This window comes from Cutibacterium avidum ATCC 25577 (genome assembly GCF_000227295.1).
Taxonomy (GTDB): Bacteria; Actinomycetota; Actinomycetes; order Propionibacteriales; family Propionibacteriaceae; genus Cutibacterium; species Cutibacterium avidum.
Window position 1 is genome coordinate 1198218 of the sequence record NZ_JH165054.1, and the last position, 25561, is coordinate 1223778.

General features: G+C 64.6%; 19 protein-coding genes. 14 read left to right on the plus strand and 5 right to left on the minus strand.

The window, feature by feature from the left end; genetic code table 11:
- The first annotated feature begins 125 nt into the window (after positions 1 to 125).
- From HMPREF9153_RS05320 to HMPREF9153_RS05345, 6 genes are read left to right on the plus strand one after another with little or no spacing between them, the layout of a single operon-like run.
- The gene (locus tag HMPREF9153_RS05320; RefSeq protein ID WP_004810172.1) at positions 126 to 878 is read left to right on the plus strand and encodes a DeoR/GlpR family DNA-binding transcription regulator; all 753 of its coding nucleotides are present in this window, start codon (positions 126 to 128) and stop codon (positions 876 to 878) included.
- A complete protein-coding gene (locus HMPREF9153_RS05325) occupies positions 875 to 2263 on the plus strand; it encodes a 6-phospho-beta-glucosidase (RefSeq protein ID WP_004810173.1) in 1389 nt (462 codons plus the stop codon). Before HMPREF9153_RS05320 ends, HMPREF9153_RS05325 begins: the two co-directional genes overlap by 4 nt.
- Positions 2256 to 5378 carry an alpha-mannosidase gene (locus HMPREF9153_RS05330; RefSeq protein ID WP_036980045.1) on the plus strand — a complete coding sequence of 1041 codons (3123 nt, stop codon included), beginning with the start codon at positions 2256 to 2258 and terminating at the stop codon, positions 5376 to 5378. The genes HMPREF9153_RS05325 and HMPREF9153_RS05330 overlap by 8 nt, the downstream gene beginning before the upstream one ends.
- Positions 5375 to 6430 carry an alkaline phosphatase family protein gene (locus HMPREF9153_RS05335; RefSeq protein WP_004810175.1) on the plus strand — a complete coding sequence of 352 codons (1056 nt, stop codon included), beginning with the start codon at positions 5375 to 5377 and terminating at the stop codon, positions 6428 to 6430. Before HMPREF9153_RS05330 ends, HMPREF9153_RS05335 begins: the two co-directional genes overlap by 4 nt.
- A complete protein-coding gene (locus HMPREF9153_RS05340) occupies positions 6424 to 7068 on the plus strand; it encodes an HAD family hydrolase (RefSeq protein WP_004810178.1) in 645 nt (214 codons plus the stop codon). Before HMPREF9153_RS05335 ends, HMPREF9153_RS05340 begins: the two co-directional genes overlap by 7 nt.
- Positions 7065 to 8363, plus strand: a complete 1299-nt coding sequence (locus tag HMPREF9153_RS05345; protein ID WP_016666655.1) for a glycoside hydrolase family 125 protein — start codon at positions 7065 to 7067, stop codon at positions 8361 to 8363. The genes HMPREF9153_RS05340 and HMPREF9153_RS05345 overlap by 4 nt, the downstream gene beginning before the upstream one ends.
- Here HMPREF9153_RS05345 and HMPREF9153_RS05350 read toward each other — a convergent pair.
- Positions 8347 to 9891: a beta-N-acetylhexosaminidase gene (locus HMPREF9153_RS05350; RefSeq protein WP_004810181.1), complete on the minus strand. Its 1545-nt coding sequence runs from the start codon at positions 9889 to 9891 to the stop codon at positions 8347 to 8349. The genes HMPREF9153_RS05345 and HMPREF9153_RS05350 overlap by 17 nt on opposite strands.
- Before the next feature lie 66 nt (positions 9892 to 9957).
- Between HMPREF9153_RS05350 and HMPREF9153_RS05355 the strand changes: the two genes are divergently transcribed.
- Positions 9958 to 10932, plus strand: coding sequence for a carbohydrate kinase family protein (locus HMPREF9153_RS05355; RefSeq protein ID WP_174266633.1), 975 nt, complete (start codon positions 9958 to 9960; stop codon positions 10930 to 10932).
- Between the two features lie 18 nt (positions 10933 to 10950).
- On the opposite strand, the gene HMPREF9153_RS05360 is transcribed toward HMPREF9153_RS05355, so the two are convergent.
- Positions 10951 to 12321, minus strand: a complete 1371-nt coding sequence (locus HMPREF9153_RS05360; RefSeq protein ID WP_004810185.1) for a sensor histidine kinase — start codon at positions 12319 to 12321, stop codon at positions 10951 to 10953.
- A gap of 183 nt (positions 12322 to 12504) precedes the next feature.
- Here HMPREF9153_RS05360 and galE point away from each other — a divergent pair, with 183 nt between their 5' ends.
- Entirely contained in the window at positions 12505 to 13494 is a 990-nt protein-coding gene (gene galE, locus HMPREF9153_RS05365) for a UDP-glucose 4-epimerase GalE (protein ID WP_036901580.1), read from the plus strand.
- Positions 13495 to 13589: 95 nt separating this feature from the next.
- Here galE and HMPREF9153_RS05370 read toward each other — a convergent pair whose 3' ends face one another.
- Positions 13590 to 14210: a TetR/AcrR family transcriptional regulator gene (locus HMPREF9153_RS05370; protein WP_004810188.1), complete on the minus strand. Its 621-nt coding sequence runs from the start codon at positions 14208 to 14210 to the stop codon at positions 13590 to 13592.
- A 108-nt stretch (positions 14211 to 14318) separates the two neighbouring features.
- Here HMPREF9153_RS05370 and HMPREF9153_RS05375 point away from each other — a divergent pair, with 108 nt between their 5' ends.
- The 3 genes from HMPREF9153_RS05375 to HMPREF9153_RS12330 are packed head-to-tail and all read left to right on the plus strand — an operon-like array spanning position 14319 to position 19685.
- Positions 14319 to 17129: an MMPL family transporter gene (locus HMPREF9153_RS05375; RefSeq protein ID WP_023032208.1), complete on the plus strand. Its 2811-nt coding sequence runs from the start codon at positions 14319 to 14321 to the stop codon at positions 17127 to 17129.
- Positions 17126 to 19501 carry a YhgE/Pip domain-containing protein gene (locus tag HMPREF9153_RS05380; protein ID WP_004810192.1) on the plus strand — a complete coding sequence of 792 codons (2376 nt, stop codon included), beginning with the start codon at positions 17126 to 17128 and terminating at the stop codon, positions 19499 to 19501. Before HMPREF9153_RS05375 ends, HMPREF9153_RS05380 begins: the two co-directional genes overlap by 4 nt.
- 28 nt (positions 19502 to 19529) lie before the next feature.
- Positions 19530 to 19685 carry a hypothetical protein gene (locus HMPREF9153_RS12330; protein ID WP_004810193.1) on the plus strand — a complete coding sequence of 52 codons (156 nt, stop codon included), beginning with the start codon at positions 19530 to 19532 and terminating at the stop codon, positions 19683 to 19685.
- A 51-nt stretch (positions 19686 to 19736) separates the two neighbouring features.
- On the opposite strand, the gene HMPREF9153_RS05385 is transcribed toward HMPREF9153_RS12330, so the two are convergent.
- Together HMPREF9153_RS05385 and HMPREF9153_RS05390 are read right to left on the minus strand one after the other, a co-directional pair.
- Entirely contained in the window at positions 19737 to 21182 is a 1446-nt protein-coding gene (locus HMPREF9153_RS05385) for an FtsX-like permease family protein (protein WP_023032209.1), read from the minus strand.
- A 2-nt stretch (positions 21183 to 21184) separates the two neighbouring features.
- Entirely contained in the window at positions 21185 to 21937 is a 753-nt protein-coding gene (locus HMPREF9153_RS05390) for an ABC transporter ATP-binding protein (RefSeq protein WP_004810197.1), read from the minus strand.
- A 237-nt stretch (positions 21938 to 22174) separates the two neighbouring features.
- Here HMPREF9153_RS05390 and HMPREF9153_RS05395 point away from each other — a divergent pair, with 237 nt between their 5' ends.
- The 3 genes from HMPREF9153_RS05395 (at position 22175) to HMPREF9153_RS05405 (ending at position 25556) form a co-directional block, all read left to right on the plus strand.
- Positions 22175 to 22594, plus strand: coding sequence for a hypothetical protein (locus tag HMPREF9153_RS05395; protein ID WP_004810199.1), 420 nt, complete (start codon positions 22175 to 22177; stop codon positions 22592 to 22594).
- A 167-nt stretch (positions 22595 to 22761) separates the two neighbouring features.
- Positions 22762 to 24219, plus strand: a complete 1458-nt coding sequence (locus HMPREF9153_RS05400) for an NAD-dependent succinate-semialdehyde dehydrogenase (protein ID WP_036980048.1) — start codon at positions 22762 to 22764, stop codon at positions 24217 to 24219.
- 44 nt (positions 24220 to 24263) lie between these two features.
- The gene (locus HMPREF9153_RS05405) at positions 24264 to 25556 is read left to right on the plus strand and encodes a chloride channel protein (protein ID WP_004810204.1); all 1293 of its coding nucleotides are present in this window, start codon (positions 24264 to 24266) and stop codon (positions 25554 to 25556) included.
- Positions 25557 to 25561: the final 5 nt, after the last annotated feature.

Here is a 25561-nt window from a genome sequence, read left to right on the forward strand (position 1 = left end):
TGCCTGAGCTGACCGGGAGACAGCTCGTGAGATCACTGTAGCGTCCGGTGAGTGAGGGGATGATGCAAAGTGATCGAAATGACGAAATATTCTGATCGGTGACTCTGGATCGCTATCATGGGCATATGCTCAAGGCCGCTCGTCATGACGCGATCGTCGAACTACTCCGGGGCCGAACTGCCATGCGAACCGTCGACATCGCTCAGAATCTCGACGTGAGCGTGGCCACGGCTCGGCGTGACTGCATCGCTCTGGAGGAGAAAGGCATCATCGAGCGTTCTTGGGGAGGCATCCAGCTCGTCACGAGCGTGGACGATCACTTCGGTGACGTGATGAACCACCACACTCGCGCCAAGGCTGCGATCGCCCGCAGGGCCGCCGAGCTTGTCCACGACGGCGACACCATCATCATGGACATCGGCACCACCGTCCACCATCTGTCCGGCCTGCTTGCCGAGCGCTCCGTCACCGTCCTTACTGCGTCCCTGCCCGTCTTCGAGGCTCTCCGGAGCGCCCCGGACGTCACCGTGGTCGTCCTTGGGGGAGTGTGGTCGGAGCGATACCAGTGCTTTGACGGTCAGTTCGTCGCCGATGCGCTGACTCACCATCAAGCCGACCTGGCTTTCCTGGGCTGCTCCGGGGTGAGTGCCAACGGGCGGGTGCGTGACACGAGTCGCTCCCAGGCTGAGATCAAGCAGGCGATTGTCGCTGCAGCGAGTCGAAGCTACCTGCTCGTCGACTCCGAGAAATTCCCCGGTGTCGGGGCGCACTCCCCGTTCACCGTCGAGGACGTCAGTGGGGTCATTACGACTGGGCCACTGCCGCCGGACTTCGACGCACACTGCGAATCAACAGACATGGAGGTCGTCACGGTATGAAACTCACCATTCTCGGTGGCGGGGGATTCCGCGTTCCACTGGTATTCAAGGCCCTCGCTCGCGACGTCTCACCCCAACGAGTCACCGAGCTGCGGCTTTACGACACCGACTCCCTCCGACTAGGTGTCATCGAAACAGTGTTGTCCCAGCTGGCTCCCGGCCTGCCTAACGCGCCGTCCGTCGTGGCGACCACTGACCTGCCCACTGCCTTAGCGGGAACCGACTTCATCTTTTCGGCCATTCGCGTCGCCGGAACGCGTGGACGCGCCTTGGACGAGTCGATGTGTCTGGCGCGCGGTGTCATCGGCCAGGAGACTGTCGGGGCTGGCGGTATCTCATATGCCTTGCGGGGTATCCCGGTGGTGCTCGACCTCGTCGAGCAGATAACGCGATACGCCCCCCATGCCAAGGTCATCAACTTCACTAATCCTGCCGGGGTGATGACCGAGGTCATGCAGCACCGCCTCGGAGACCAAGTGGTCGGTATCTGTGACTCCCCGGTCGGCTTGGCTCGTCGCGTTCTGTCTACCCTGCAGGATGCCGGGCTGGCACCGGCCGATCTGGGTTCCCTGTTCGACGCTGACGGACGGGTCCACATCGGCTACAGCGGGCTCAATCACCTGGGCTGGCTGACCAGTTTGGAGGTCGACGGCACCGACGTCTTGCCGCGTCTGATGGAGCGCCCCGACCTCATCGGGAGTTTTGAGGAAGGTCGACTCTTCGGTCCTGATCTGGTGCAAGCCTTGGGCGCCGTACCCAACGAGTACCTGCACTATTACTACTATTCTCGCGACGACCTCGCCGTCGACCAGGATGCCGAGGCTCCGCGTGGGGCTTTCCTTGAGGCCCAGCAGCGTCGCTTCTACACCAAGGCCCAGGACACTGACGACGTTGCCGGGCTGTGGGAGGCCACTCGCCTGGAGCGCGAAGAAACGTACATGGCCACCAATCGCGAGGTCTCGGGGGAGTTCGAGCGCGACGAGGCCGATCTGGAAACTGGCGGATACGACAAGGTCGCCCTCGCGATCATGCACGCCATCGCCAACGACGTGCCCGCTGAACTCATCCTCAATGTTGCCAATCGCGGGGCTCTCCCCGACCTACCTGATGATGCCGTCGTGGAAATCCCGTGTCGAGTGGACGGTTCCGGGATTCACCGACTTCCTGCACCGGAGCTACCCGACCACGCTCGCGGGCTTGTCGTCAACGCCAAATACGTCGAGCAACGCACTATCGATGCCGCTGTCAACCACAGCCGCACCGCCGCGTTGCTAGCCCTGAGCCACCACCCATTAGTTGACTCCGTGTACGTTGCCGAGCAACTTCTCAATGACTTCGCCGATGCCTTCGACGGCCTGGACTACCTTGTGGATGACCATGCATGATCACACCGAGCTCACCCAAGACCGCATTGGTCACCTCAAAGAGCGTCTCGAGCGAGAAATCACCAAGAAGATCTGTCCACTGGACGTGACGGCCTGGCAAGCTCCCGGAGAACCGGTGAGCTTCGAGGAAGCCGTCGTCGCCGATTACCGTCCATTCCCGCCCGGAACCTGGTGGGGTGCTCCATGGAGTACCTGGTGGCTCCACGTCACCGGCACTCTGCCCGAAGGCCACGCCGGCGACGAGATCGACCTCTCGATGGACCTCGGATTCGTCGGCGACTGGGCCGGAAACCAGTCCGAAGCCATGGTGTACACCTCTTCGGGACGCCCCCTCAAAGCCCTCAACCCACGCAACCATAGGGTCGCACTCAACCACGGGACGCTGACCCAACGATTCGCTGACGAGGGTGAGCCGCTCATCGGGACCGACGGGGGCATCGAGCTGTGGGTGGAAGCCGCTGGTAACCCCGACATGACCTTGCATCTGGGCGGACCCACTGAGCTGGGGGATCGTCGCACTGCAGGCGATGAACCGCTGTGGCAGTTCAGGGGAGCGGAACTCTCGGTGCGTCGCAAGGAGGTGTGGGACCTGTGGCTCGACATTGATGTCCTCGACGGGCTCATGCGCCAGCTGCCGTCCGACTCCACCCACCGCGCCCGATTGCTTCACGGTTTGGAGCAGGCTGCCGACGAGGTCGATCTCCATGGCATCCTCGCCGGTGCCGGACAGGCCCGAGAAATCCTTGCCGGGCACCTTGGCTCGGGGGCGAACTCATCGGCTCAACAGATGACGGCGATCGGACACGCGCACATCGACTCGGCATGGCTATGGCCGTTGCGTGAGACCCGCCGCAAGGTAGTGCGTACCTTCTCCAACGTCGTGTCACTGGCCGAGGAATATCCCGACTTCCACTTCGCTTGCACCAGCGCCCAGCACTACGCCTGGCTCCAGGACTCCTCGCCAGAACTCTTCGAGCGCGTCAGGGACGCCATTGAACGTGGCCAGTGGCACCCGGTGGGTGGCATGTGGGTGGAATCCGACACCAACCTGCCCTCGGGGGAATCGTTGGTGCGTCAATTCACCAGTGGTCTGCGTTGGATGCGTGAACAGCTTGGGGTACGCCCGGACTGCCTGTGGCTACCGGATTCCTTCGGCTACACCGGTGCGTTGCCCCAGATCGCCCGACTGGCTGGCATGAACTGGTTCTTCACCCAAAAACTCAGCTGGAACACGGCCAACACCTTGCCCCACCACACGTTCTGGTGGGAGGGCATCGATGGGACTCGTATCTGGACGCACTTCCCGCCGGTGGATTGTTACGACTCCATCGTCAGTGCCGACGAGGTCAAGAAGGCTGAGGCGAACTTCAAAGAGAAAGGTGTGGCGCGACGCTCGATCCTGCCATTCGGGTATGGCGATGGCGGTGGAGGGCCCACAGCTGAGCAGGTGGAACGCGTCCACCGATTCGCCGATGTGGAGGACGCGCCTCAGGTTCGGTTGGGCTCACCTGACGACTACTTCGCCCAGGCTCGCGACGACTACCCCCAGGCGCCGGTGTGGCGCGGCGAGATGTACTTGGAGTTCCACCGGGGCGTCTACACCTCTGTCCATGCCCTCAAAGACGGCAACCGGCGCGCCGAGGAGGCTCTCACCGCCGCCGAGTGGTTAGCCGCCGCGGCAGCTCGCCTCGGCCATCCCTACCCCCATGAGCAGTTGGAACAGCTGTGGCGACGTACGCTGTTGCTGCAGTTTCACGACATCCTGCCCGGCTCGTCGATCGCGTGGGTGAATCGGGAGGCCATCGCCGAGTTCACCGCTATTCGTGCTGAGTTGGGTCAGCTCATGGATGAGGCCTGGCAGGCACTGTCACAGGCGTCTGAAGGCGAGATCACCGGGGCGAGTCTAATCAATCCATCCCACAGTGACCGTCGCGAGGTAGTCACCGTTGACGGTCGGCCCACACTCGTACAGGTGCCAGCCATGGCGGCGCAGCCGCTCGCCGATGCGGTGGTTGACCCTGAGCACCCGGTACGGGTGGAGCGGGAGCTCGACTCGATCCGAATGTCCAACGGACTGGTCGAGGTGTGCATCGACACGCACGACGGACTGGTGAGCTCGGTTGTTGACCTGGTGGCCGACCGCGAGCTCCTGCTTCCTGGGCAGCGCGCCAACCGACTCGTCCTACACCCCGACTATCCCGACTGTTTCGACGCATGGGAATTGCAGCACCAGTACCGTCACAGTGCTGTTGTGGTGGATGACCTCACCGGGGTGGACGTCCTCGAGGGCCCGCTACGGAGCACGGTGCGAGTTGAACGCGGGGAGTCCGGCTTCATTCAGGCCATCACCCTTGACGCCGACAGCCGAGCGGTCGAGTTTAGCCTTGACGTTGACTGGACCGAGCAGGCCCGAGTCCTCAAGGTCGACTTCCCCCTCGATGTGGCCGCTGACACCAGTGTCGACGAGATCCAGTTCGGTCACATCAAGCGACCAATCGGTGCCAACACGTCATGGGATGACGCCCACTTTGAAAGCTGTGGGCAGCAGTGGATGTTGCTGGGCGAACCCGGCTACGCCGTCGCATTGGCCAACCAGTCCACCTACGGTCATGATGTGAGTCCAGCGGGAGGGGACGAGCACACATCCACCCAGGGGGTGATGGCCCGGCTTACCCTGCTGCGTGCTCCGCAGAGCCCAGACCCGCACCCCGACCGAGGTCATCACCACCTTGTCTACAGCTTGCTCGCTGATGCCGGGGTTGCGTCTGCCCACGTCGAGGCGGCACGGCTCAACCAGCCGCTCCAGATGCGAGATGGTGCGCTGCACCTGGACAGTCTGGCCCGGATCGAACCGGTACGAGGCTTCGCCGTCATCGACTCCGTCAAGCAGGCCTTCGATGGCTCTGGTGATCTTGTCATCCGTATGCACGAGGCAGATGGCGCCCGCAGCCGAGTGCGCCTGCTGCTAGACCGGGGCGGCTACCTCAGCGAGGTGGACCTGCTCGAGGAACGAATCGGTGATCCGACCCAACAGCTTCCGACGGTCGCCGTGAGCGAGGTGGACCTCGCCCTGCGTCCTTTCCAGATCTTGACGTTGAGAGTGAGTCAACGATGAAACTGCTTCTGGTGTGTATCGATGGGATGCGCCTTGACATGGCACTACCCGAGGCACTGCAGCACAATCCTGGATTCATCCACCCCGATCATCCCGCTGACCCGCGATTCGTGCGCGGGGTGGGTGAGGGGGAGCCGGTTCCCGCACACCCCGCCCCAGCCCTGGACCACACCCTGCCCGTTGACCAGGCCCCCGTCGGGCTGGCCCCCACCCTCGCTCGCCTGGTGCGAGGTGACGACCGTTCCCAGGGCACGATCATCCCCATGTGGATGACTCCGCCGACCGATTCCGCTCCCGGCTGGACGACGATCCTCACCGGCGCCACCCATGAACAGTGCAACGTGTGGTGGAACGAGTTCGTCGGCCATGACATGGCCCGTCACCCCGACATCCTGTCCCAAATCTTCTTCGCCAACCCATTGGCGCGCACCATCGCAGCAGCCACCTGGGACGCCTTCGTCAGCCCTTACGGGCCCGGACCGATCATTCATCAGCGGGTGGACCAGCAACGCACCGGCCAGCACCAGCTGTTCAGTCCCGACTTGGCGGAGGGTATTGACAGGGCCGACGAGCAGGTGTCGTCGTGGGCCGCCTGGCACCTGTTGCACGAGGGCCCGGACGCTGCCGTCGTCTACTTCGAAGGGGTCGACAACGCTGGGCACAGTTACGGAGCGGACTCCGAGCAGTATCGCCAAGCCGTGCGTCACGCCGATGAGCTCACCCGTCACCTCGTCAAGGCCGTCGCAGAGCGTCACGAGCAGCTCGGCGAGCAATGGCTCGTCGCCGTCACCACCGACCACGGGCACAAACCCGAGGGAGGCCACGGCGAGGATGAGGTCGAGGTGCGTCGTAGCTTCCTGGCAGCTCACCACATCGGTGGGGCGTTGCCCGATCCATTGCTTCGTACCGATCCCATTCGCAGCCACGAACTGACGCCGCTGTTGCTCAGGGCAGTCGGAGTGCACCCTGGTCACATGGACGCCAGCGATGTCGGCGTCTTGCGCGATGTGAAGCCAGTCGGCCCGAGTAGAGAGATGGATTTTGAATGGTGACGACGCACTTGCCTGAGAGGGTTGACGGCGTTCTCTTCGACATGGACGGCACCCTGCTCGACACCCTGTCTGCATGGCGTGCAGCCTCCGAACGGTTGTGGGGCGGCTGTCTGGCTGACGCTGTCAGCGCCGACGTTGACGGGGGCACCGTTGACGATGTCGTCGAGCTGTATCTGCGGGACCACCCACAGGCAGATCCGCAGGCCACCAGTGAGCGTCTCGTCGACCTTCTGGACGCCTGCCTGGCTGACAACACGGAGCCGATGCCCGGGGCGGACCGTCTGGTGAGGAAGCTGGCCGGGAACGTGCCCATCGCGGTGGCCTCTAACTCCCCCACCCGCCTCGTGCGTGACGGACTGGCCTCGCAAGGCTGGCTGGACCTCTTCGACACCGTCCTTGGGTTCGACGACGTCGCTGCCGGCAAACCAGCCCCCGACCCCTACCTCGCAGCAGCGAGGCGGATGGGAGTCGACCCGGCCAGATGTGTCGTCATCGAAGACTCTGTCTTCGGGTTGCGTGCTGGACGGGCCGCCGGGGCGTGGGTTCTCGCGCTCGGCGATCGACTCAAGGGCCAGGGGGACATGTGGGTCCCGGGGCTGGATGATGAGCGCGTGACCTCATGGGAGCCCTACCGATGACGGCGTGCGAGTTGACGCCCGCCCTGCAGCGGCGCCTGGACGAGGTCGGTGCTCAGATCGGTTCGAGTGTCAGTGAACACATTGATGAGGCATCGGGCCGACAGGCTGCAGGCCGATTCGTGGCCTGGATGACGGACACGTGGACTCGCACCATGACCCGCGACGACCACGGGGTCTTCGTCGTCACTGGCGACATTCCGGCCATGTGGTTGCGCGACTCCTCCGCTCAGCTGTGGCCCTTCCTGGCACTGTGCGACCTGCCTGCGGTGTCCCGTCAGATCGGGGACGTCGTCGCTCGGCAATGGCACTGCATCGGAGTCGACCCCTACGCCAACGCCTTTAACTCTGGTCCGACCGGAGCACATTTCGACCCCGACGATGTTGATCTGCTCGATGAGTTGTGGGAGCGCAAGTACGAGGTTGATTCGCTGGCCTTCCCCGTCGATCTCGCATGGCGGTTGTGGCAGGCCACGGGACGTCCAGACCACCTCAACCGTGCGGTGCACGAGGGGTGTCAACGCATCGTCGACGTCTGGAGCCTGGAGCAGGACCATGCCACCCGCTCCACCTATCGTCATGTGCGCCCCAGCGAACCCGTCGACACCCTTGGCGCTGACGGCTCGGGAGGGCCGGTAGCGCCCACCGGGATGACGTGGAGCGGGTTCCGGCCTTCCGACGACGCCTGCCGCTACGGATACAACATCCCGGCACAGTTCATGGCAATACGTGCGTTGCGGCAGATTGGCGAATTCTGCCGTGTCTGGGGCGACGAGAGCCTTGCTGAACGCGCCGCGAGGTTGGCCGCTGACATCGACGCCGGGGTGAGGCAATTCGGCGTCGTGACAGATCACCTTGCGTACGAGGTTGACGGGCTCGGATCAGTAGTGGAGATGGACGACGCGAACATGCCGTCGCTGCTGTCGCTGCCCCTAACCAGCGACCTTGCCCGTGACGATCCGCTCTACCAGACCACCCGGAACTGGGTGCTCAGCGAGGCCAACCCCTACCTGTTCAGCGGCCCGGCAGCACGGGGCATTGGCAGCCCGCACAGCCCCGAGGGCTACATCTGGCATATCGGTTTGGCGGTGCAGGGGCTCACGGGGGACGACGTCGAGGCGCGTGATTGCCTCAGGACGATCCTCGCCACCGATGGTGGCACTGGCTGGACACACGAGAGTTTCGATCCACATGACCCCACCCGGTACACGCGCGGGTGGTTCAGTTGGTCGAACTCGATGGCTTGCCTGCTCATGATGAAGGTGGCCGGTATCGACGCCATCACCGGTGCCAATTGATCCCCATTGCGGTGAGCCGGCGGGACTGGGCCTCCAACTCTGATTGCGGCCGAGCCGGATCGCCGGTCCACAACTGTTCAGCGATCGATGTGCCGCGCGGGAAGGCGGCGTCTTCGACCTGGGCAGGGGTGCGCAGGTATTCAGTCCACAGTTGGAATTGCCCACCCAGCAGGTGTGGTGAGTCCACTGCGGCAAGTACATCATGCAGCCCGGCGACGTCGTCCATGGTCATCGGGGCAGCTATCGTCACCGGTGCCTCCGGACCCGCTTCAATGCCGTGATCCAGGTACGTGTGCCGGGCGGGTGCGCCGATGACGTCGTGGCCTGCGGCGACGGCGCGGGAGATGTCGTCGGCGTCTCGCCACACCATCACCGTAACTTCCTCGGGGGCGCCGGCCTCTAACACCTCGTCCCAGGCAATGATCTGACGGCCTGCGGCGACCACGTGATCACAGATCTGCCGCTCGAACCAAGCCTGGGCCTGGTGTGGTGTCGTGATCCCCAGTTCGGCAAGCCGGGCTCGGGTTTGCTGGTGGTTGAACCATTCCTTTCCGGGACATTCGTCACCACCGATGTGGATTGGTGAGTCCGGGAAGATCTCCATCACGGCGTCTAAGGCATCGCGGCAGAAACCCAAGGAATCGTCGGTCAGGTTGATGTGATGCTCCGACACCCCGAAAGCAGTACGTGGGTGATCCAGTGGTATTCCGCAGCCCAGCGCGGGGTAGGCGGCCACTACCGATTCGGTGTGGCCCGGCAGGTCAATTTCTGGCACGACCGTGATACCCAGCAGTCCGGCCCGTTTGGTGATGGCGCTCAGCTGCTCGACGGTGTAGGCGCCTCCGTGAGGTACGTGATCATGCTCGGCGACGTCGTCACAATCGTTGTCGTCGGGTGGTGGTTGGTGCCCTCGTACCGTTCCCGGACGCCAGGCCCCTACCGTGGTCAGACGTGGCCACCCCGGTACCGGCAGGCGCCATCCCTGGTCGTCGGTGAGGTGGAGGTGCAGCCGGTTGAGCTTGTGCATGGCCAGCGCGTCCAGGAAGCGCGTGATGAACGAGGCAGGCATGAAGTGCCTCGAGACATCCAGATGCGCACCTCGCCAACTGTAATGTGGCGCGTCAGCGATGACACCCTTCGGAAGGCGCAGGTGCTCTCGGGCCAGCGGGCCGGGCCCGTGGACCCACGGGGGGAGTAGCTGCAGCAAGGTCTGCACCGCCCATCGTGCGCCATTTGGGTCGCCGGCGGTGATGCGGATCTGGGTGTCGATCTCGATGCGGTATCCCTCTGCCTCCAAGGCGGGATTCACTGTGACGATGAGAGAAGCGGTGTCGGTGTGTGACGTGACGCGCACGACGTCCAGCGCCGGGGCCAGTCGCTCGGCGAGGGTGGTGACAGCATCGGTGACCTCGTCGGGGCCAGCCCAGGAGAGGACGGTTGGCAGGGGGAATCGTCCCTCGGTGAACTGCACGTGGCGGGGCTGGGGACACAAGCCCCGAATCAGGGTGTCGTTGGAGGGGACGGGCATCTCTACTCCTCGTGGCATCGCCTGCCAATGGGGTGCTCCACAGCTTATCTGGGATTGGAGTTACTTATGCTGGGGGACGACCAATCGCGCACAGGAGCTACGCCCATGCCCGTCAACCGCCATCCTCGGCTGCTCGCCGCAGGTATTACGTACCGCGACCTCGTCATCTCTGGAATCGGGCAGCTGCCTGCGTTGGGGGAGGAACGCTACGGCACGGACTTCGTCGCCACGTGGGGTGGGATTGCCAACACGGCTCGGATTGCAGCAAGCCTGGGAGCACGGGTGCAGTTGCTCACGGGTCTAGGTGACGACCTCAACTCGCAGGTGTGTCGTCGTGAATTGATCGACTGGGGCATCGATCTGGCCCCGAGCCCGATCAACCCGGGCTGGGCGCTCCCGGTGACGATGAGCCAGGCGTGTGGCACCGAGCGGGCTATGACGACCGTGGAAACGGCGCTACCAGTCCCTTTCCCCGCTCCTAGTCTTGACGGAGTCGACGCAGTAATCACCCATGTCTCAATTCCCGCTGACGCCTGGCTGTACGAAGCCGCCGATGCCGGAATCCCGGTGATTGCAGACCATGGATTTGAGGAGGGGCAGGAATCCGGGGTGCTCGAGGCGGTGTCAGGATGTACCTGCTACACGCCTAACGCAGCTGAGGCGATGCGACTGACCGGTACCGACGACCCGGTGCGTGCGGCGCGAGCCCTCGCCGAGCACGTGCCGGTCGTCATTGTCACATGTGGCGGCGACGGGATCGTCGGTGTGGATTCCCGCACTGGTGAGGAGGTCCATGTTCCGGCAGTGGCCATTGATCCGGTCAACACCACAGGCGCCGGAGACGCCACCGTGGCTGGCCTGGCCTGGAGCTGGGAATGGCAGGTCTCGTTGGCCCGAAAGCTCGATGTTGCAGCCCTGGTGGGAGCCATCGTCACGTCGCGAGCGCACGGGACCACGGATCCGCTCACACCCGAAGACCTGCTCGCCTGGGTACCGCGAGACCCAGAGCGGTTCGAGTTCCTTGCTGAACTGTTGAGGTGAGTGGTTACGGAACCGAGCTCATCTCTGGCGGGAATCAGCCTGGACCGGCAGCTTCGCTATGACGCAAAACCCGCCCTCCTTGCGAGGCCCCGCGGACAGTCGTCCGCCCATCGACGTCACCCTCTCACGCATGCCCTGCAGCCCGTGGCCGCGCCCGTCTCCCTGGACGGCGTCCCCATACCCGTCGTCGACAATCTCCACATGGATTGCGGTAGGCGAATAGGCCAAGGTCACTGAGGCGTGAGCGCCTGGGCCAGCATGTTTGAGGACGTTGGTGAGGGCCTCCTGGACGACTCGGTAGGCAACCAGACCGAGGGCCTGGGAGACGACCGGCTCCTGTCCCGTGACGGTGAAGGTGACCTTCACCCCGGACTTCTCGACGAGTTCGGGAATCTCCGCCAGCCCGGGGGAGGGGGAGTAGTCGGCGTCGGTGTCCTGTCGCAGCACCCCGACGATGCGACGCATCTCGACGAGGGCCTCGCGACCGGTCTCGGCGATGGTGTCGAGGACCTCGGGGGCCTTCTCCGGCTTCTTCGTCGCCAAGGCCTTGCCGCCCTCCGCCTGCACGATCATGACCGACAGTGAGTGGGCGACGATGTCGTGGAGCTCGCGGGCAATCTCGTTGCGGGTGCGTTCCTCGGCGACCCTGGCCTGCTGCTCACGTTCAGCGAGGATGGCTCGGTAGCGTTGAGCTTTGGCGATGCGCTGTTGGGAGTCGATGAGGGCGGACTCGCGCAGTCGTCGTCCCACCGCGTAGGGGGTCAGGACCAAGCCGGCACAGACCGCCATCGCAAGGATCAGCAGTACCCACGGCGTCCCCGAGGTGGGGTCATATCCAGCGGCGATGGTGAGCTGCCATCTCATCGGGCCGATGACTGAACCCAGCGCTCCGACCCACAACACCCAGCGAGACTCGTGGCCGTCCACCCATCTGGCCACCGAGTAGGAGGCGATGGGGACGATGAAGATGCTCAGCACCGGGAAGGGCACGAAGATGAATTGGATGGCCCCGCCGAGGGCCACCAGGGTCATCATGAGCAGGGGATGTTCACGGCGCATCGGCAGCGAGGCCACCATGATCATGGAGGAGACGAGGGCCGCGGCGTACTCGGGATGGGGTCGTTCGATCAGGCTGACGAGATAGGGGACGATCGTCACCACGGCCATCACGAGGGTGAGGGTGACGTCTCCCCACCAGGCCCGTTCGGTGTCTGCCGGACGACCGTCGTCGAGCTTGGGGTCCAGCACCTCCTCCATGCCGGGGATGGAGATCTGCGGGACGTTGTTGCGGGTCGGGTTGAACCGGTTGAGGCGGGCACGCACACCGGATCCGAGGGATCCGTTGGAACGGTTGTCCGCGGTCGAGGTCTGCGATCCGGTCTCCTCCATGACCGCCAGTCTAGGAAGACCGTCCAACCATGGTGGATTGGTTTCTGATGTCGGGTGACGGTGTGTGGAATGGCAACGCGCACGGTCGGTGACCACTTCGCCACACACAGCTCGCCCGCCGGCTGGTCGGTGAGCCGCCCCCTAGACTTGGGACTGACGATCACGGCGACACGGAAGGTTCCCATGAAGATTCTCATCACCGGCGGGGCCGGTTACATCGGATCGACGGTCGGTTCGGCATGCGAGGAGGCAGGCCACGAGGTCGTCGTCCTGGACGACCTGTCCGCGGGACGCCGCGAGTTTGTCCGCGACCGCACCTTCTACCAGGGCGACATCGCCGACCAGGACCTGCTCGACCGCGTCTTCACCGAGAACCAGATCGACGCCGTCGTGCACTGCGCGGCTAAGATCATCGTCCCGGAGTCGGTTGATGAGCCGCTGACCTACTACGACAACAACGTCGGCAAGACCGTCGCCCTGCTCAAGGGCATGGAGCGCAACGGTGTGCACCGCATCCTGTTCTCCTCCTCCGCCTCGATCTATGCCACCGACGAAGAATTCAAGGTGACCGAGCAGTCCGCCCTGGACCCCGGTTCCCCCTACGCGACCACCAAGTTCATGGTGGAGTTCATCCTGCGTGACGCCGCCCACGCCTCCGACCTCAAGGCTCTCAGTCTGCGCTACTTCAACCCGATCGGTTCGGACCCGAAGCTGCGCACCGGCCAGCAGATCGAGCACCCGACCCACGTGCTCGGCAAGATGATCGACGCTTGGATGGAGGACTCCACCTTCACCGTCACCGGTGTTGAGTGGCCCACCCGTGACGGTTCGGGCATCCGGGACTTCATCCACGTCTGGGACCTGGCCCGTGCCCACGTCGCCGCCCTGGAACACCTCGACGAGGTCACCACCGAGGACCCATATCAGGTGTTCAACATCGGCACCGGGAATGGCGTCACCGTCAAGGAGCTCGTCAAGGCCTTCGAGGAGGGCACTGGCAAACCCCTCGACGTCGTCTACGGTCCGCCGCGCCCCGGCGATGTCGCCGGCGCCTACACGGTCTCCAGCCGAGCCAAGGACCTGCTCGGGTGGAGTGCGGAGCTGACCCCGGCCGATGGCATTCGTGACGCCATCGCGTGGCTGCCCGAGCGCAAGAAGATCTTGGGCTACTGATCTCCCGAACCCTCGACCCGTCACCGGCCTCGCACTCGTGCGGGGCCGGTGGTGTTTTCCCGGGCTGCGTGATTCCGGGGGGCGATGTGACGGTGTCAGAGTGGACGGATGAAGGCCAGCACCATCGTCGTCAGCTGGTTGGTCATCCGGTCGATGTCGGCCTTTCGCCCTGACGCCATGGTCGCCAGCACCCGGGAGTCGAAGACCCCGCGGGTGACCTCGATGAGGTCGTTGACGCTGATCGTCGTCGTGACGTCGTGGTCGCGCAGGGCTTGTTCCACCATCTCGCGCAGGGCGGGAGAAATGGCTGCCTCGACGTGTTGGTATGCCTCCCGCAGTTGTGGATTTCGTGTTGCCTCGAGGGTGATCTCCAGGATCGCCACAACCGTCGTCGGGTCCGAGCCGACCGCCGACGAGAAGAGGGCGATGATGTCGTGGATTCGATCCCGCAGGACGTCCTGGCCGTCATTGGGGAAGTCCAAGGAGGAGCTGAGGACAGCCAGATTCTTCTCGGCGTAGCGGCTCAACACCGCCATGCACAGCTCGTCCTTGGAATCGAAGTTCGAGTAGAACGCTCCGCGGGTGAACCCGGCCTTCTCGCAGATCTCCTCGACGGTCGACCCCGGTACCCCCTTGCGGGCGAAGACGGCGACAGCGGCGTCGGCCAGTCGCGCCTGGGTGACTGCGCGACGAGCAGAGACTGTGGTGGTGGACATGACGCTCCTGGAGGCCTCGCGGGTTGAATACGACAGTGTATCGGATACGATACTGCATCGAATACAAAATTGTATCGAGTGGTGCTCGGGCGAGTTCATTGCGGGGTGATGATGTCCTCCTTCCTTCACGATGTCGGGGAGTGTTGCTTCCGCAGGGCCAAGACCGTTGTCGCCCTGTGGCTGGGCCTGTTGGTCCTGCTCGGGGTGGGGATGGTCGCCCTGCAGAGCGACTACGACGACTCCTTCACCATCCCGGGCGCCCCCTCCCAGGTGGCCTACGACAACCTCCAGGTGACCTTCCCGCAGGCCTCCGCGTTGAGCGCCAACGTCGTCATCACCGTGCCCGATGGCACCGACATCTCGTCGAAACCCATTCGTTCCCGGATCGAGAGAGGTGTCGAGGAGCTCAGGGACCTCAAGGACGTAACGGGGGCGACCTCGCCCTGGAGCAAGCACGTCACCGGGATGATCAACAAGGATCACACCGCGGCCGTCATTCAGGTTGAACTGGGGCAGGTCAGCTCGGTGACCTTTCCCGACTCCGGACGTGATGATCTGCAACGGCTGGGGCACGAGATCCAGGCCGACCTGCCGTCGGGATCACATGTCTATGTCGGTGGCCCGGCCTTCGAGGCGATGCTGCCCTCCCTGTCGATCACCGAGGTCATCGGGGTCGGGGTGGCCCTCGTCGTCCTCGCCGTCACCCTGGGATCCTTGGTGGCAGCCGGGATGCCGATCATCACAGCCGTCCTCGGGGTGGGCATCACCTACGCGATCATGGCGATCCTCACCCGGTTCACGACGGTCAACTCCGTCACCCCGATGCTCGCCGTCATGCTGGGGCTGGCCGTCGGGATCGACTACGCCCTGTTCATCCTCTCCCGCCACCGCGATCAGTTGCGTGACGGCTTCGAGGTGCAGGAATCGGCTGCTCGAGCCGTCGCGACGTCGGGGTCGGCCGTTGTCTTCGCCGGGACGACGGTCGTCATCGCTCTCATCGGGTTGGCCATCGCCAAGATCCCCTTCCTCACCGTCATGGGCGTCTTCGCCGCCGTCGGCGTCGCTCTCGCCGTCGTCATCGCCCTGACGATGTTGCCGGCCTTCATGGGCCTGATGGGGGAGAGACTGCGTCCGCGGAAATCTCGTCGCGGACGGGGGTCGAAACCAGCCCAGGTGACAGCCAGAGCGAGCAGGAACGACGATGCCACAGCCGGTACGGAGACACCGTCAACCGGCACCAAAGCGGTTGGTAAGGGGGAACGTTCCGGCGGCATCTTCGGGTGGTGGGTACGCACCGTCACCCGCTTCCCGCTGGCGACCATCCTCGTCGTCGTGGTGGGTCTGGGAGCGCTGGCCGTTCCGATGAAGGACCTCCACCTCGGCCTGCCCACCGCCGCAGAACTGCCCGCAGACAACACGGCCCGGCAGACCTACGACGCCCTGGAGAAGAAGTTCGGGCCGGGATTCAATGGCCCGGTCATCGTCACCGCCGACATCGTCACCTCCACCGACCCGATGAAGATCGTCAACGGGCTCAAGGCCGACATCGAGAAGCTCCCCGGCGTCGACACCGTCGCTCTGGCAGTACCGAACCAGAACGCCGACACCGCCATGGTCCAGGTGCTGCCGACCACGGGTCCCACCGACGAGGCGACCAACAACCTGGTCCGCGAATTGCGCGACCACAAGGCCGAATGGCATGACGAGTACGGGGTCGACACCGCCGTCACCGGACTGACGGCCATCAAACTCGACGTCTCCGACCGTCTGGGAGCCGCCCTGCTGCCCTTCGGAGTCTTCGTCGTCGGGCTGTGTCTGGTGCTGTTGACGGTGGTGTTCCGATCGATCGCGGTCCCCATCAAAGCGACTGTCGGCTATCTGCTCTCAGTGCTGGCTGCCTTCGGAGCTGCGCAGTTGGTCTTCAACCGAGGCATCGGCCTGTCGGTGGTCAACCTCGACCGTCCAGTCCCGATCATCTCCTTCATGCCGATCGTCGTCATGGGCATCCTCTTCGGTCTGGCCATGGATTACGAGGTCTTCCTGGTGTCGCGAATGCGCGAGGAGTACGTCCACACCGGCAACGCCAGTGGTTCCGTCATCAGGGGCTTCATCGGTTCGGGCAAGGTCGTCACGGCAGCAGCCGTCATCATGTTCTCGGTCTTCGCCTTCTTCGTCCCAGAAGGCATGAACGCCATCAAGGAGATCGCCCTGGCCCTGGCCATCGGCATTCTCGCCGACGCCTTCCTGGTGCGAATGACCCTCGTCCCGGCCGGCATGGCCCTGCTCGGTGACAAGGCCTGGTGGCTGCCCGGATGGCTGGATCGCCGCTTGCCCCGCTTCGACATCGAGGGGGAGGGGATTGCCCACGAGGAGAGACTCGCCGAATGGCCCACCCCTGACCACACCGAGGCCCTGCACGCCGAGGGGATCGGGGTCGATGGTCTCTTCGCTGACCTCGACCTGCACGTCGAGCCACATGAGGTGCAGGCCGTCGTGGGGTCACCGGGCTCGGTCACGGCCGTGCTGCTGGCGGCCGGGGGACGACTTGCCATCGACCACGGTCGGATGAGGTCGGGCGGCCGTCTCCTCCCCGAGCGGGCCTCCGTGGTGCGTCGGGTGGCATGGCTCATCGATGCCGCCGACAAGAACCTCACCGAGGAACTGCAGGCAGCCGCAGCAGCCCTCACCCATCCGCCGCGACGCCCACCGCGTCTGTTCCTCATTGACCACGCTGATCAGATCGTCGAGCAGTCCCACCGCGACCAGCTGGAATCCCTCATTGTCGAGGTGAATCAGGCCGGTGAGGCCGCCGTGATCCTGGGAGCCCAGCGTGCCGGCCGCATTGACTGGCTGGAGCCACAGGCCGTTCATGACCTGACCGAACACCAACCCGAGCCATCCCTCGGAGGTACCCGATGATGACCGAACGTTCCCACTCCACGATCAGGTTGCGGTGGCCGGCGGTGGTCGCCCTGATCCTCGTACCGTTGGTGGTGGTGGCCGGCCTGGTCGGCACCACCTGGCGGACCACTGACCGGCTGGGCCAGGTGAAGGCGGCGGTTGTCAACGAGGACAAGGCCGTCGAGGTCGGTGGACGACTGGTTCCCATCGGACGCCAGCTCACCGCGGAACTGGTCGATTCTGGCTCTCACACCACTGACGGCCACACCGTCGACTGGACCTTGACCGACGCCGACGGGGCCGCCAAGGGGCTGCGAGACGGCACCTACTCGGCGGTCGTGACGATCCCGGAGTCCTTCTCGTCCGACGCCACCTCCTACTCCGCCAATGACGCGGCCAAGGCCAAGCCAGCCCTCATCGACGTCACCACCTCCCAAACCTCCCCGGTCTCCGACACCACCATCGCGGCCCTCACCGCCCAGGTGGCGCGGCATTCCCTCAACACCACCCTGACCTCGGGGTACCTCGAGAACGTCTACATCGGCTTCAACCGCTTCGCCCAGCAGATGGGCAAGATGGCCGACGCCGCGGCCAAGCTCGATGACGGGGCGACGAAACTTGCCGACGGCACGAAGAAGTCAGCCGCCGGGGCGGGAACCCTGGCCGCTGGCATGACGAAGCTCAGCGGGGGAACCCAGCAGCTGAAGACCAGTGGCGGCAAGCTCACCGACGGCGTCTCCCAGCTCTCGGGTGGCCTCAACATCCTGTCCGACAAGGGAAAACAACTCAGTTACGGTGCGAACGGTCTGGCCAGCGGGGTGGCGACCTACACCGATGGCACCGGCAAGGTCGTCGACGGAATCGGTCAGCTGTCCGCCGGCCTGACGACGATGGACCAGAAGGTCAGCGCGGCCACCGGCAAGATCGACACCTCCCAGCTCAACCAGCTCACCGACGGGGCAAGCCAATTAGCGGACGGCATCGACCAATTCACCGATGGCCTGGTCGGATATCGCACCGAGATTCGTCAGTACGCCTCCGGGGAGAAGACCGCCGAACTCAAGAAGGAGTCCTTGTCCAAGGGTGAGGCGGATTTCATGGCACGCTGCACCCAGAGGCACACCGCACAGGATTGCCAGAATCTGCGGCCCCTCGTCCGCGACGCCATGACCGACGGGTACGCTCTCGGGGTGAGGGCTGGATCGGCGGTGGCCGTCAAGGCGATGTCCGTCAAGGACCCCAACTCCGGCATGAGCATCGACGACGGCATCGACCAGCTGGCTGACGGCTCCTCGCAGCTGTCCCAGGGTGTCGACAAGTTCACGGTCGAGATACGTACCGGACTGCCCAAGGTGGTCGGCCAGGTTGCCCAGCTGCGAGATGGCATCCATCAGACCGCCACTGGCGCCCAGACCTTGGCCGCCAAGTCCCAGCAACTCAAGGAAAGCGGGGCCAAGCTCTCCGCGGGGGCTGTGACCTTCGCCAATGGTGTTGACGCCTACACCGGCGGGGCCTCCAAGGCGGCCGCCTCGACCTCGGAGCTCGAGCAGGGGGTCAATCAGTACGTCGGCGGTGTGAATCACCTCTCTGACGGGGTGAGGAAGGCTTCCGCGGGGGTCGGCACCTTTGCGTCCGGGATGACGAAACTCAACGGTGGGGCCCAGAGACTCACCGACGGCACTGGCAAGTTCTCCGGTGAGCTTGCGGCCGGGGCCAAGAAGGTGCCGACCTACTCTCAGAATGACCGCACCAAGCTGGCTGACGTCGTGTCCGCTCCCGTCAATGGGGATGGGCCTGCCATTGCGACCTCGGTGGCCGCGGTGGCGGTTCTGCTCATCCTTGGTGCCTGGATCGCTGCTCTGGCGACCTGGCTGGTGGCTCGCACAGTTCCCTCGCGGGCGCTGAGCTCCGCGCGCTCGACCCTGGGCCTGCTGGCCCGGACGATGTCGGTCGGCGCCATCGTGACCGTCGCGGTGAGTATTGGCCTGGCGGTCATCGGCGGGGTGGTGTTGGGTCTCTCGGTACCACGGTCGATCGGATTGGGAGGATTGCTGCTCCTCATCGGGGCGATGTTCGGCCTGATCAACCACGCCCTGGCCGCTTGGTTGCATGGCCTGGGGCGGCTCATCAGCGTCGTCCTGGTGACGGCGAGTGTTGCTGCCGGGCTGGCGAGCACCGTCCCCGCCCTGGTGCACTGGGTCGACGCTATCTCCCCGCTGCGACCTGCTTTGCAGGCGGAGCAGGCTGTGGTGGCCGGGAACAATCCCAGCTTCGGATCCCTGCTGGCCGTTGTCATATGGGCGGTGGCGGCCCTCATCGCCAGTCTGCTCGCAGTGGCGCGACGGCGTCAGACCAGTGCCAGGGAACTGCTGGCCGCCAGCGCAGCCTGAGCGTGCGGCAGCGATCTAGAGTGGCACCATGAACAAACCCCTCCTCGCGAGTCTTGCCGTTCTGGCCAGTGTCGTTGCAGTGGCCAGCCGGATCCGCTCGGTGCGGAGGGGTTGGATCGACGAGGTGTGGCGATTCGGCATGGAGGGGATTGAGGAAGGCCCCGACGACGAGCAGCGGAGCTGATCGTCGAGACCACCTCGTCCCTCGCCAGGTCCGGTCTTGTCGGGTCTTCTCTCACTCGGTCCGAGCCAGCCCGTCGGCAAGCACTCGGTTCAGGGTCGGACGGGTCGCCCACAGACCCAGCCGCACCATGCCTGCACCGATGAGAATGGTGCCGACCGTCACGAGGATCGTCACCGGCCTCAGGACGAGGGCCACCCCCACCATCGGGACGATCAGCAGTCCCGTGGCGACCAGGCCTGTCACCATGGCGAACCTCATTGGTGAGATGACGGTGATCCGTCGCACCTTGTCCTGGGTGGCCAGATCCATCCCGACGATGTCCAGACCCACCTCGACCGAGCGGCGGTCGAGAATCGCAGAGGCCTGGTTGACGCCCACCGAGCAGGCCACCGTGGCGAAGGCGAAGACAATGAGCAGGATGGTGCCGGTCTGCAGGTCCTGCCCGATGATCTGGGCAGCAGGGTCGGCGCTGGTGCCGTTGCCCGCCGCCTGCATCATGGCGGCCCCGGTTCCTGCGAGCATTCCCACCACGCACACCGCTCCCAGGGAGGCGACCTGGGTCCAGGCAGCCCGCGGGTTCTCCAGCACCTGACGGGCAGCGACCAGATCGGTGGCATTCCTGGCCTTGTTGAGGCGGTGCTTGAAGTACATCGACAACAGCTTGGGGCCGATGATGTTGGCGAGCTCGACGACGGCTGCCAGCAGGATGGCGAGGAAGACGTACACACCGACGACGCCGGTCTGACGTCCGAGGACGCTGAGTACAGCCTTCGAGGAGACGAGGACGAGGACGATGGCTCCTCCGATGGCCAGCCGAACCCATGACACCGAGCGAGGCTGACTGCGCATTCGCACTCCGAGGGGAGAGACGTCGACCCGTCTCAGACCAATGGCGGAACTGATGAGGGCGAGGAGTACCAGGGCCAGGATGACCCCGGCCACCGGAGCGGGTCCGAGCAGGACCGAGCTCGCACCGATCTGGCTGCCGTTGAAGGACAGTCGTCCCAGTAGGGGCACGCAGATGAGGTAGCCGACGATGCCGAGCAGGGACCCGACGAGAGCTTGCAGGCCTGCCTCGACCAGTGTGACCACCCGCAACAGATGGGATGACGCCCCGATGAGACGCAAGGAGGACAGCCGATCGTCGCGACGTCGGGCGGACAACCGCGCGGCCGAGGAGGCCAGGGTCATCAGTGGCAACACCAGCAGGATGACGGCGATTGACGAGGTCAGCTTGTAGAAGGAGGCATTCTCACCGGACAGGTGCCACATCATGACGGCACCGCCGGTGACGTCGAGGATGATCGTCGTGATGACCGCGAAGGCGACCACCGGCAGCCGCCAGGTCGAGTGATCAGCGGCCGAGGTGCGCAGGGTCATGCTGAGGATCGACGAGGTCGCCGGGCGTCCCGCTTTGGTCGCGAGTGGTTCGGGGACGGAGATCGACGGGATCTGCTGATCCGCGGTTCCCGGTTCAATGGTGGACTTCGTGGTCATGGTCACCACCTCCCGTCGGAATGGCGCATCTCGTCGGAGACGATCCGGCCGTCCTGCAGGCGCAGGATGCGCTGACAGCGGCGGGCGACGCCCTCGTCATGGGTGACGACGATGAGGGTGCGTCCCCTCCCGGTCGTCGCCGAGAGCAGGATGGACATCACCTCGACGGCAGTGGCCGAGTCGAGGGCTCCGGTGGGCTCGTCGGCGAAGACGATCGCCGGGTCGATGACCTGGGATCGGGCGATGGCCACTCGCTGCGCTTGGCCGCCGGAGAGTTGACCGATGCGTCGTTCCTCCATGCCTCCCAGTCCCATCGAGCTCAGCCACTGGACGGCGTACCCGACGGCCTGGGACCGAGAGGCGCCATTGAGCATGAGAGGCAGGGCGGTGTTCTCGACGGCGGTGAGCTCGGGGACGAGCATTCCTTGCTGGAAGACGAACCCGAGGGACTGGCGACGCAGTTGGGCCCGTCCCTCGCTGGAGAGACTCTCGACGTTGACGACGCGGTCGGGCAGACCCAGCTCGATGCTGCCGGAGTCGGCCGAGAGGATCCCGGACAGGCAGTGCAACAGGGTGGTCTTTCCCGATCCGGACGGCCCCATGACGGCGACCGACTGGCCGGCCGGGATGGCGATGTCGACGTGGTCGAGGGCACGAGTCGTCCCGTAGGTCTTCGTCAGTCCCAGGGTGCGGAGGTGAGCGCCGGGGACAGGTTCGGCGACGGCGTGAGGGTTGGGTCGGGTTGGCGTCAACATGTCATCCACCGTGCTGCCCGGGCCCCTCGTCGCACATCGTGCTGGCGGACGAATTGGAGGGTCCTCCTGTAGTGGGAGAACGGTGGTGTCACGGGCTCGGCTCCGATGATCATGGGAGCGTCGAGGAAGAAGATCAGCGCGCAGGGTTGTTCGCTGTCTCAGATTGGTGCCGTGACCAGAGTTGAATAGATCCCTATCCTCTAGTTGTTGTACGGCGCCCTGCGATAGGCTGTAGCAATGGAATTGATGTCTCCACGCGATGCTTACATTTATTATTTTAAGTACTACCTCAAGATCTCATCCGAACTACGCAACATGGTACTGGGATTCTGGGTCAGTGACCCATTAGATATAGTGCAAGTAGTGTACAGAATCGAGGAAAGTAACCTCCTGCGCGGTAGGGCTTGCTACGAGCCAGTAGAGGACTGGGGAGACAAGATCCCGAATCCACCAAAACTAGAGACGATGGATCCAGATTCCATCGTAAGAGTACTTGATCATATTGACCCCGCAAACAACGCGATTCATCATATGGTGATGATGCTCGCCATAGATATTCGCGAACCTAGTGAAATACAAGTAATAAATAATGGAATCGGATGGATCGGCGAGCCGACAGATATACTTCCTGGCATATATAAGGTCCCTTTGGATTAAAAAGGTACACCTCCGGGAGCAATGAAGAGACTAGAAGAGATTAAAGGCAAAAATCTTGATCGGCCTCGCCATGGCCCGCCGCGTCGGCAGATCCCCATCGGCACCGGTCCCGACCGCACAGTCCTCGAACCCCTCGGATCGTCGAGGTCCCGTCGTATGGTGTGTCCATGACGACCAACGACCGCTCGCTCCCATCAGATCTGCCCTCTCAGCTGCTCATTGACGGAGAATGGGTGGACGCCGAGGCGTCCCGCACCTTCGACGTCCTCGACCCCTCCACCGAGAAGTCACTCGTCGCCATCGCCGATGCTTCCGTCAACCAGGGCACTGACGCCCTCGACGCCGCCGTCCGTGCCCAGGAGTCCTGGGCCGACACCTCCCCGCGTGAGCGCGGTGAGATCCTGCGCAAGGCCTTCGAGCTCGTCACCGAGCGCAAGGACGACTTCGCCAAGCTCATGACCCTCGAGATGGGCAAGCCGCTGGCCGAGTCCTACGGAGAGGTCGCCTACGGCGGGGAGTTCCTGCGTTGGTTCTCCGAGGAGGCAGTGCGCATTCGCGGTGACTACGGCCTGCTCCCGGAGGGCAAGATCCGCCAGCTCGTCACCAAGCGACCCGTCGGCCCGTGCCTGTTCATCACCCCGTGGAACTTCCCGCTGGCCATGGCCACCCGTAAGATCGCCCCGGCCCTTGCCGCTGGCTGCACGGTGGTCATCCGCCCGGCCTCGGCCACCCCGCTGACCACCCTGCTCTTCGCCAAGACCCTCGTCGACGCCGGTCTTCCCGCCGGGGTCGTCAACGTCATCACCGGTCGTGACCACGCCGTCACGGACGCCGTCCTGGAGGATCCGCGGCTGCGCAAGCTCTCCTTCACCGGATCCACCGGGGTTGGCGTCAACCTGTTGGAGAAGGCAGCCAAGCACGTGCTGCGCACCTCGATGGAGTTGGGCGGCAACGCTCCCTTCATCGTCTTCGACGACGCCGACCTCGACCAGGCCATTGCCGGTGCCAAGGGCGCCAAGATGCGCAACATGGGAGAGGCCTGCATCGCTGCCAACCGGTTCATCGTCCACGAGTCGGTGGCCGAGGAGTTCACCAACCGGATGGTCGAGATGATGTCCGGCCTCACCGTCGGGGATGGTCTGGACGAGAAGTCCGAGGTCGGCCCCATGATCACCGAGAAGGATCGTGAGAAGGTCGACGACCTGGTTCGTTCCGCGGTAGAGGCCGGTGCGACTGTTCGCTGCGGCGGCGAGATCCCTGCGGGCAAGGGCTGGTTCTACCCGCCGACGGTGCTCTCCGGTGTGTCCGCCGATGCCGAGATCATGCAGACCGAGATCTTCGGACCGATCGCCCCGATCACCACCTTCAGCACCGAGGAAGAGGCCTTGGCCATCGCCAACTCCGTCCCCGTCGGACTGGCCGGTTACGTCTTCACCGGCAACACCGCGCGGATCCTGCGGATGGGTCAGAAGCTGGAGACCGGCATGATCGGTGCCAATCTCGGTGTCTTCTCCAACGCGGCTGCCCCATTTGGTGGTGTCAAGGAGTCCGGTCTGGGCCGAGAAGGTTCCTACCAGGGCATTGAGGAATTCCTGGAGACGATCTACGTCGCTCTTCCGGCGTGACTCAAAGGACGTGATCTCGAGGGTGGGACGGTAGCGTCTGCCGGGTGGGCACCTCACGTCTCCGACTCATCACCGCCGTCCTCCTGACGGGGCTGGTGTCCGGACTCATCGGTGGCCTCATCGGCGAGCTGTCCCACCTCATCGAGGCCTGTGCCTTCGGTGCTCCCTTCTCCTCCTCGACGACCGGCGTCGGCGGGGTCGTCATGTGGCGACGGTTGGTCGCCCCGATCGCGGGCGCTGTCATCGCGGGCCTGACGTGGTGGTGGTTGCGTCCGCGTCCGTCAGGTTCGATCATCTCGGTACGCCAGGCTGTTGACATCGACTCCCCGAAACGTTTGCGGCCGATCGAAACCATCGTTGACGCCCTGGCCCAGCTCGTCGTCGTCGGGTCGGGAAGCTCCCTGGGCCGAGAGGCCGCGCCTCGTCAGATGGCTGCCCTGGCCGCCCAGGGGCTGTCCGACGGATTCCGCGTTGACGGCTCGACGAGACGAGTGCTGTTGGCCAGTGCCGCCGGGGCTGGTCTGGCGTCGGTCTACAACGTGCCGGTCGCCGGTGCCCTCTATGCCTTGGAACTGACGGTGCGTCCCGACCTGCGCACCCGGCGCGGTTGGGGACAGGTTGGGATTGCCGTCGTCATCTCGGTGCTCTCGACGGTGACGGCCTGGATCTTCAACCATGATCGGCCCATCTACCGCTCTCCGGTGGCCGAGGTCACCCCTTTCGGTCTGGGATGGATCGTCCTCCTCGTCGCAGTAGCCACCCCCATCGGAGCAGGGATGGGCGTGCTCTTCGGGGAGATGAAACGTCGCGTCCCGGTGACCTCCCGACTGTGGTGGACGGTGCCGCTCGGATCGATCGGAGTGACGGCCATCGCCCTCATGGCTCCCCAGGTGGTCGGAAACGGTCAGGTCATCGTCAATCTGGTACTGGCCCACCCCGTCGCCCCGGCCACGTTGGCGATTCTGCTCGTCGGGAAGATCCTCGCCACCACGGTGGCTCTGAGGTCCGGCGCTGCCGGCGGTCTGCTCACCCCGTCCCTGGCATCCGGTGCTCTCATCGGCACTCTCATCGCGGCAGCGGCGGGAATTGATTCCCCCTCCCAGGTCACGATGATGGCCATTGTGGGAGCCGGTTGTGTGCTGTCCATGACCCAGCGTGCCCCCCTGTTCGCGGCCGCCTTCGCCCTGGAGCTGACCCGTGCCGGGGCACTGGGTGTTCCGGTCGTTGTCGTCGCGGTGCTGCTCGGGTGGGCTGGTTTCGTCCTCATCGGCAAACGAGGGCCGGGGTTCCACGGAGGGATCGGTCGCGCTCCGGGGAATACATCAGGTTCGCGATAGTCTGA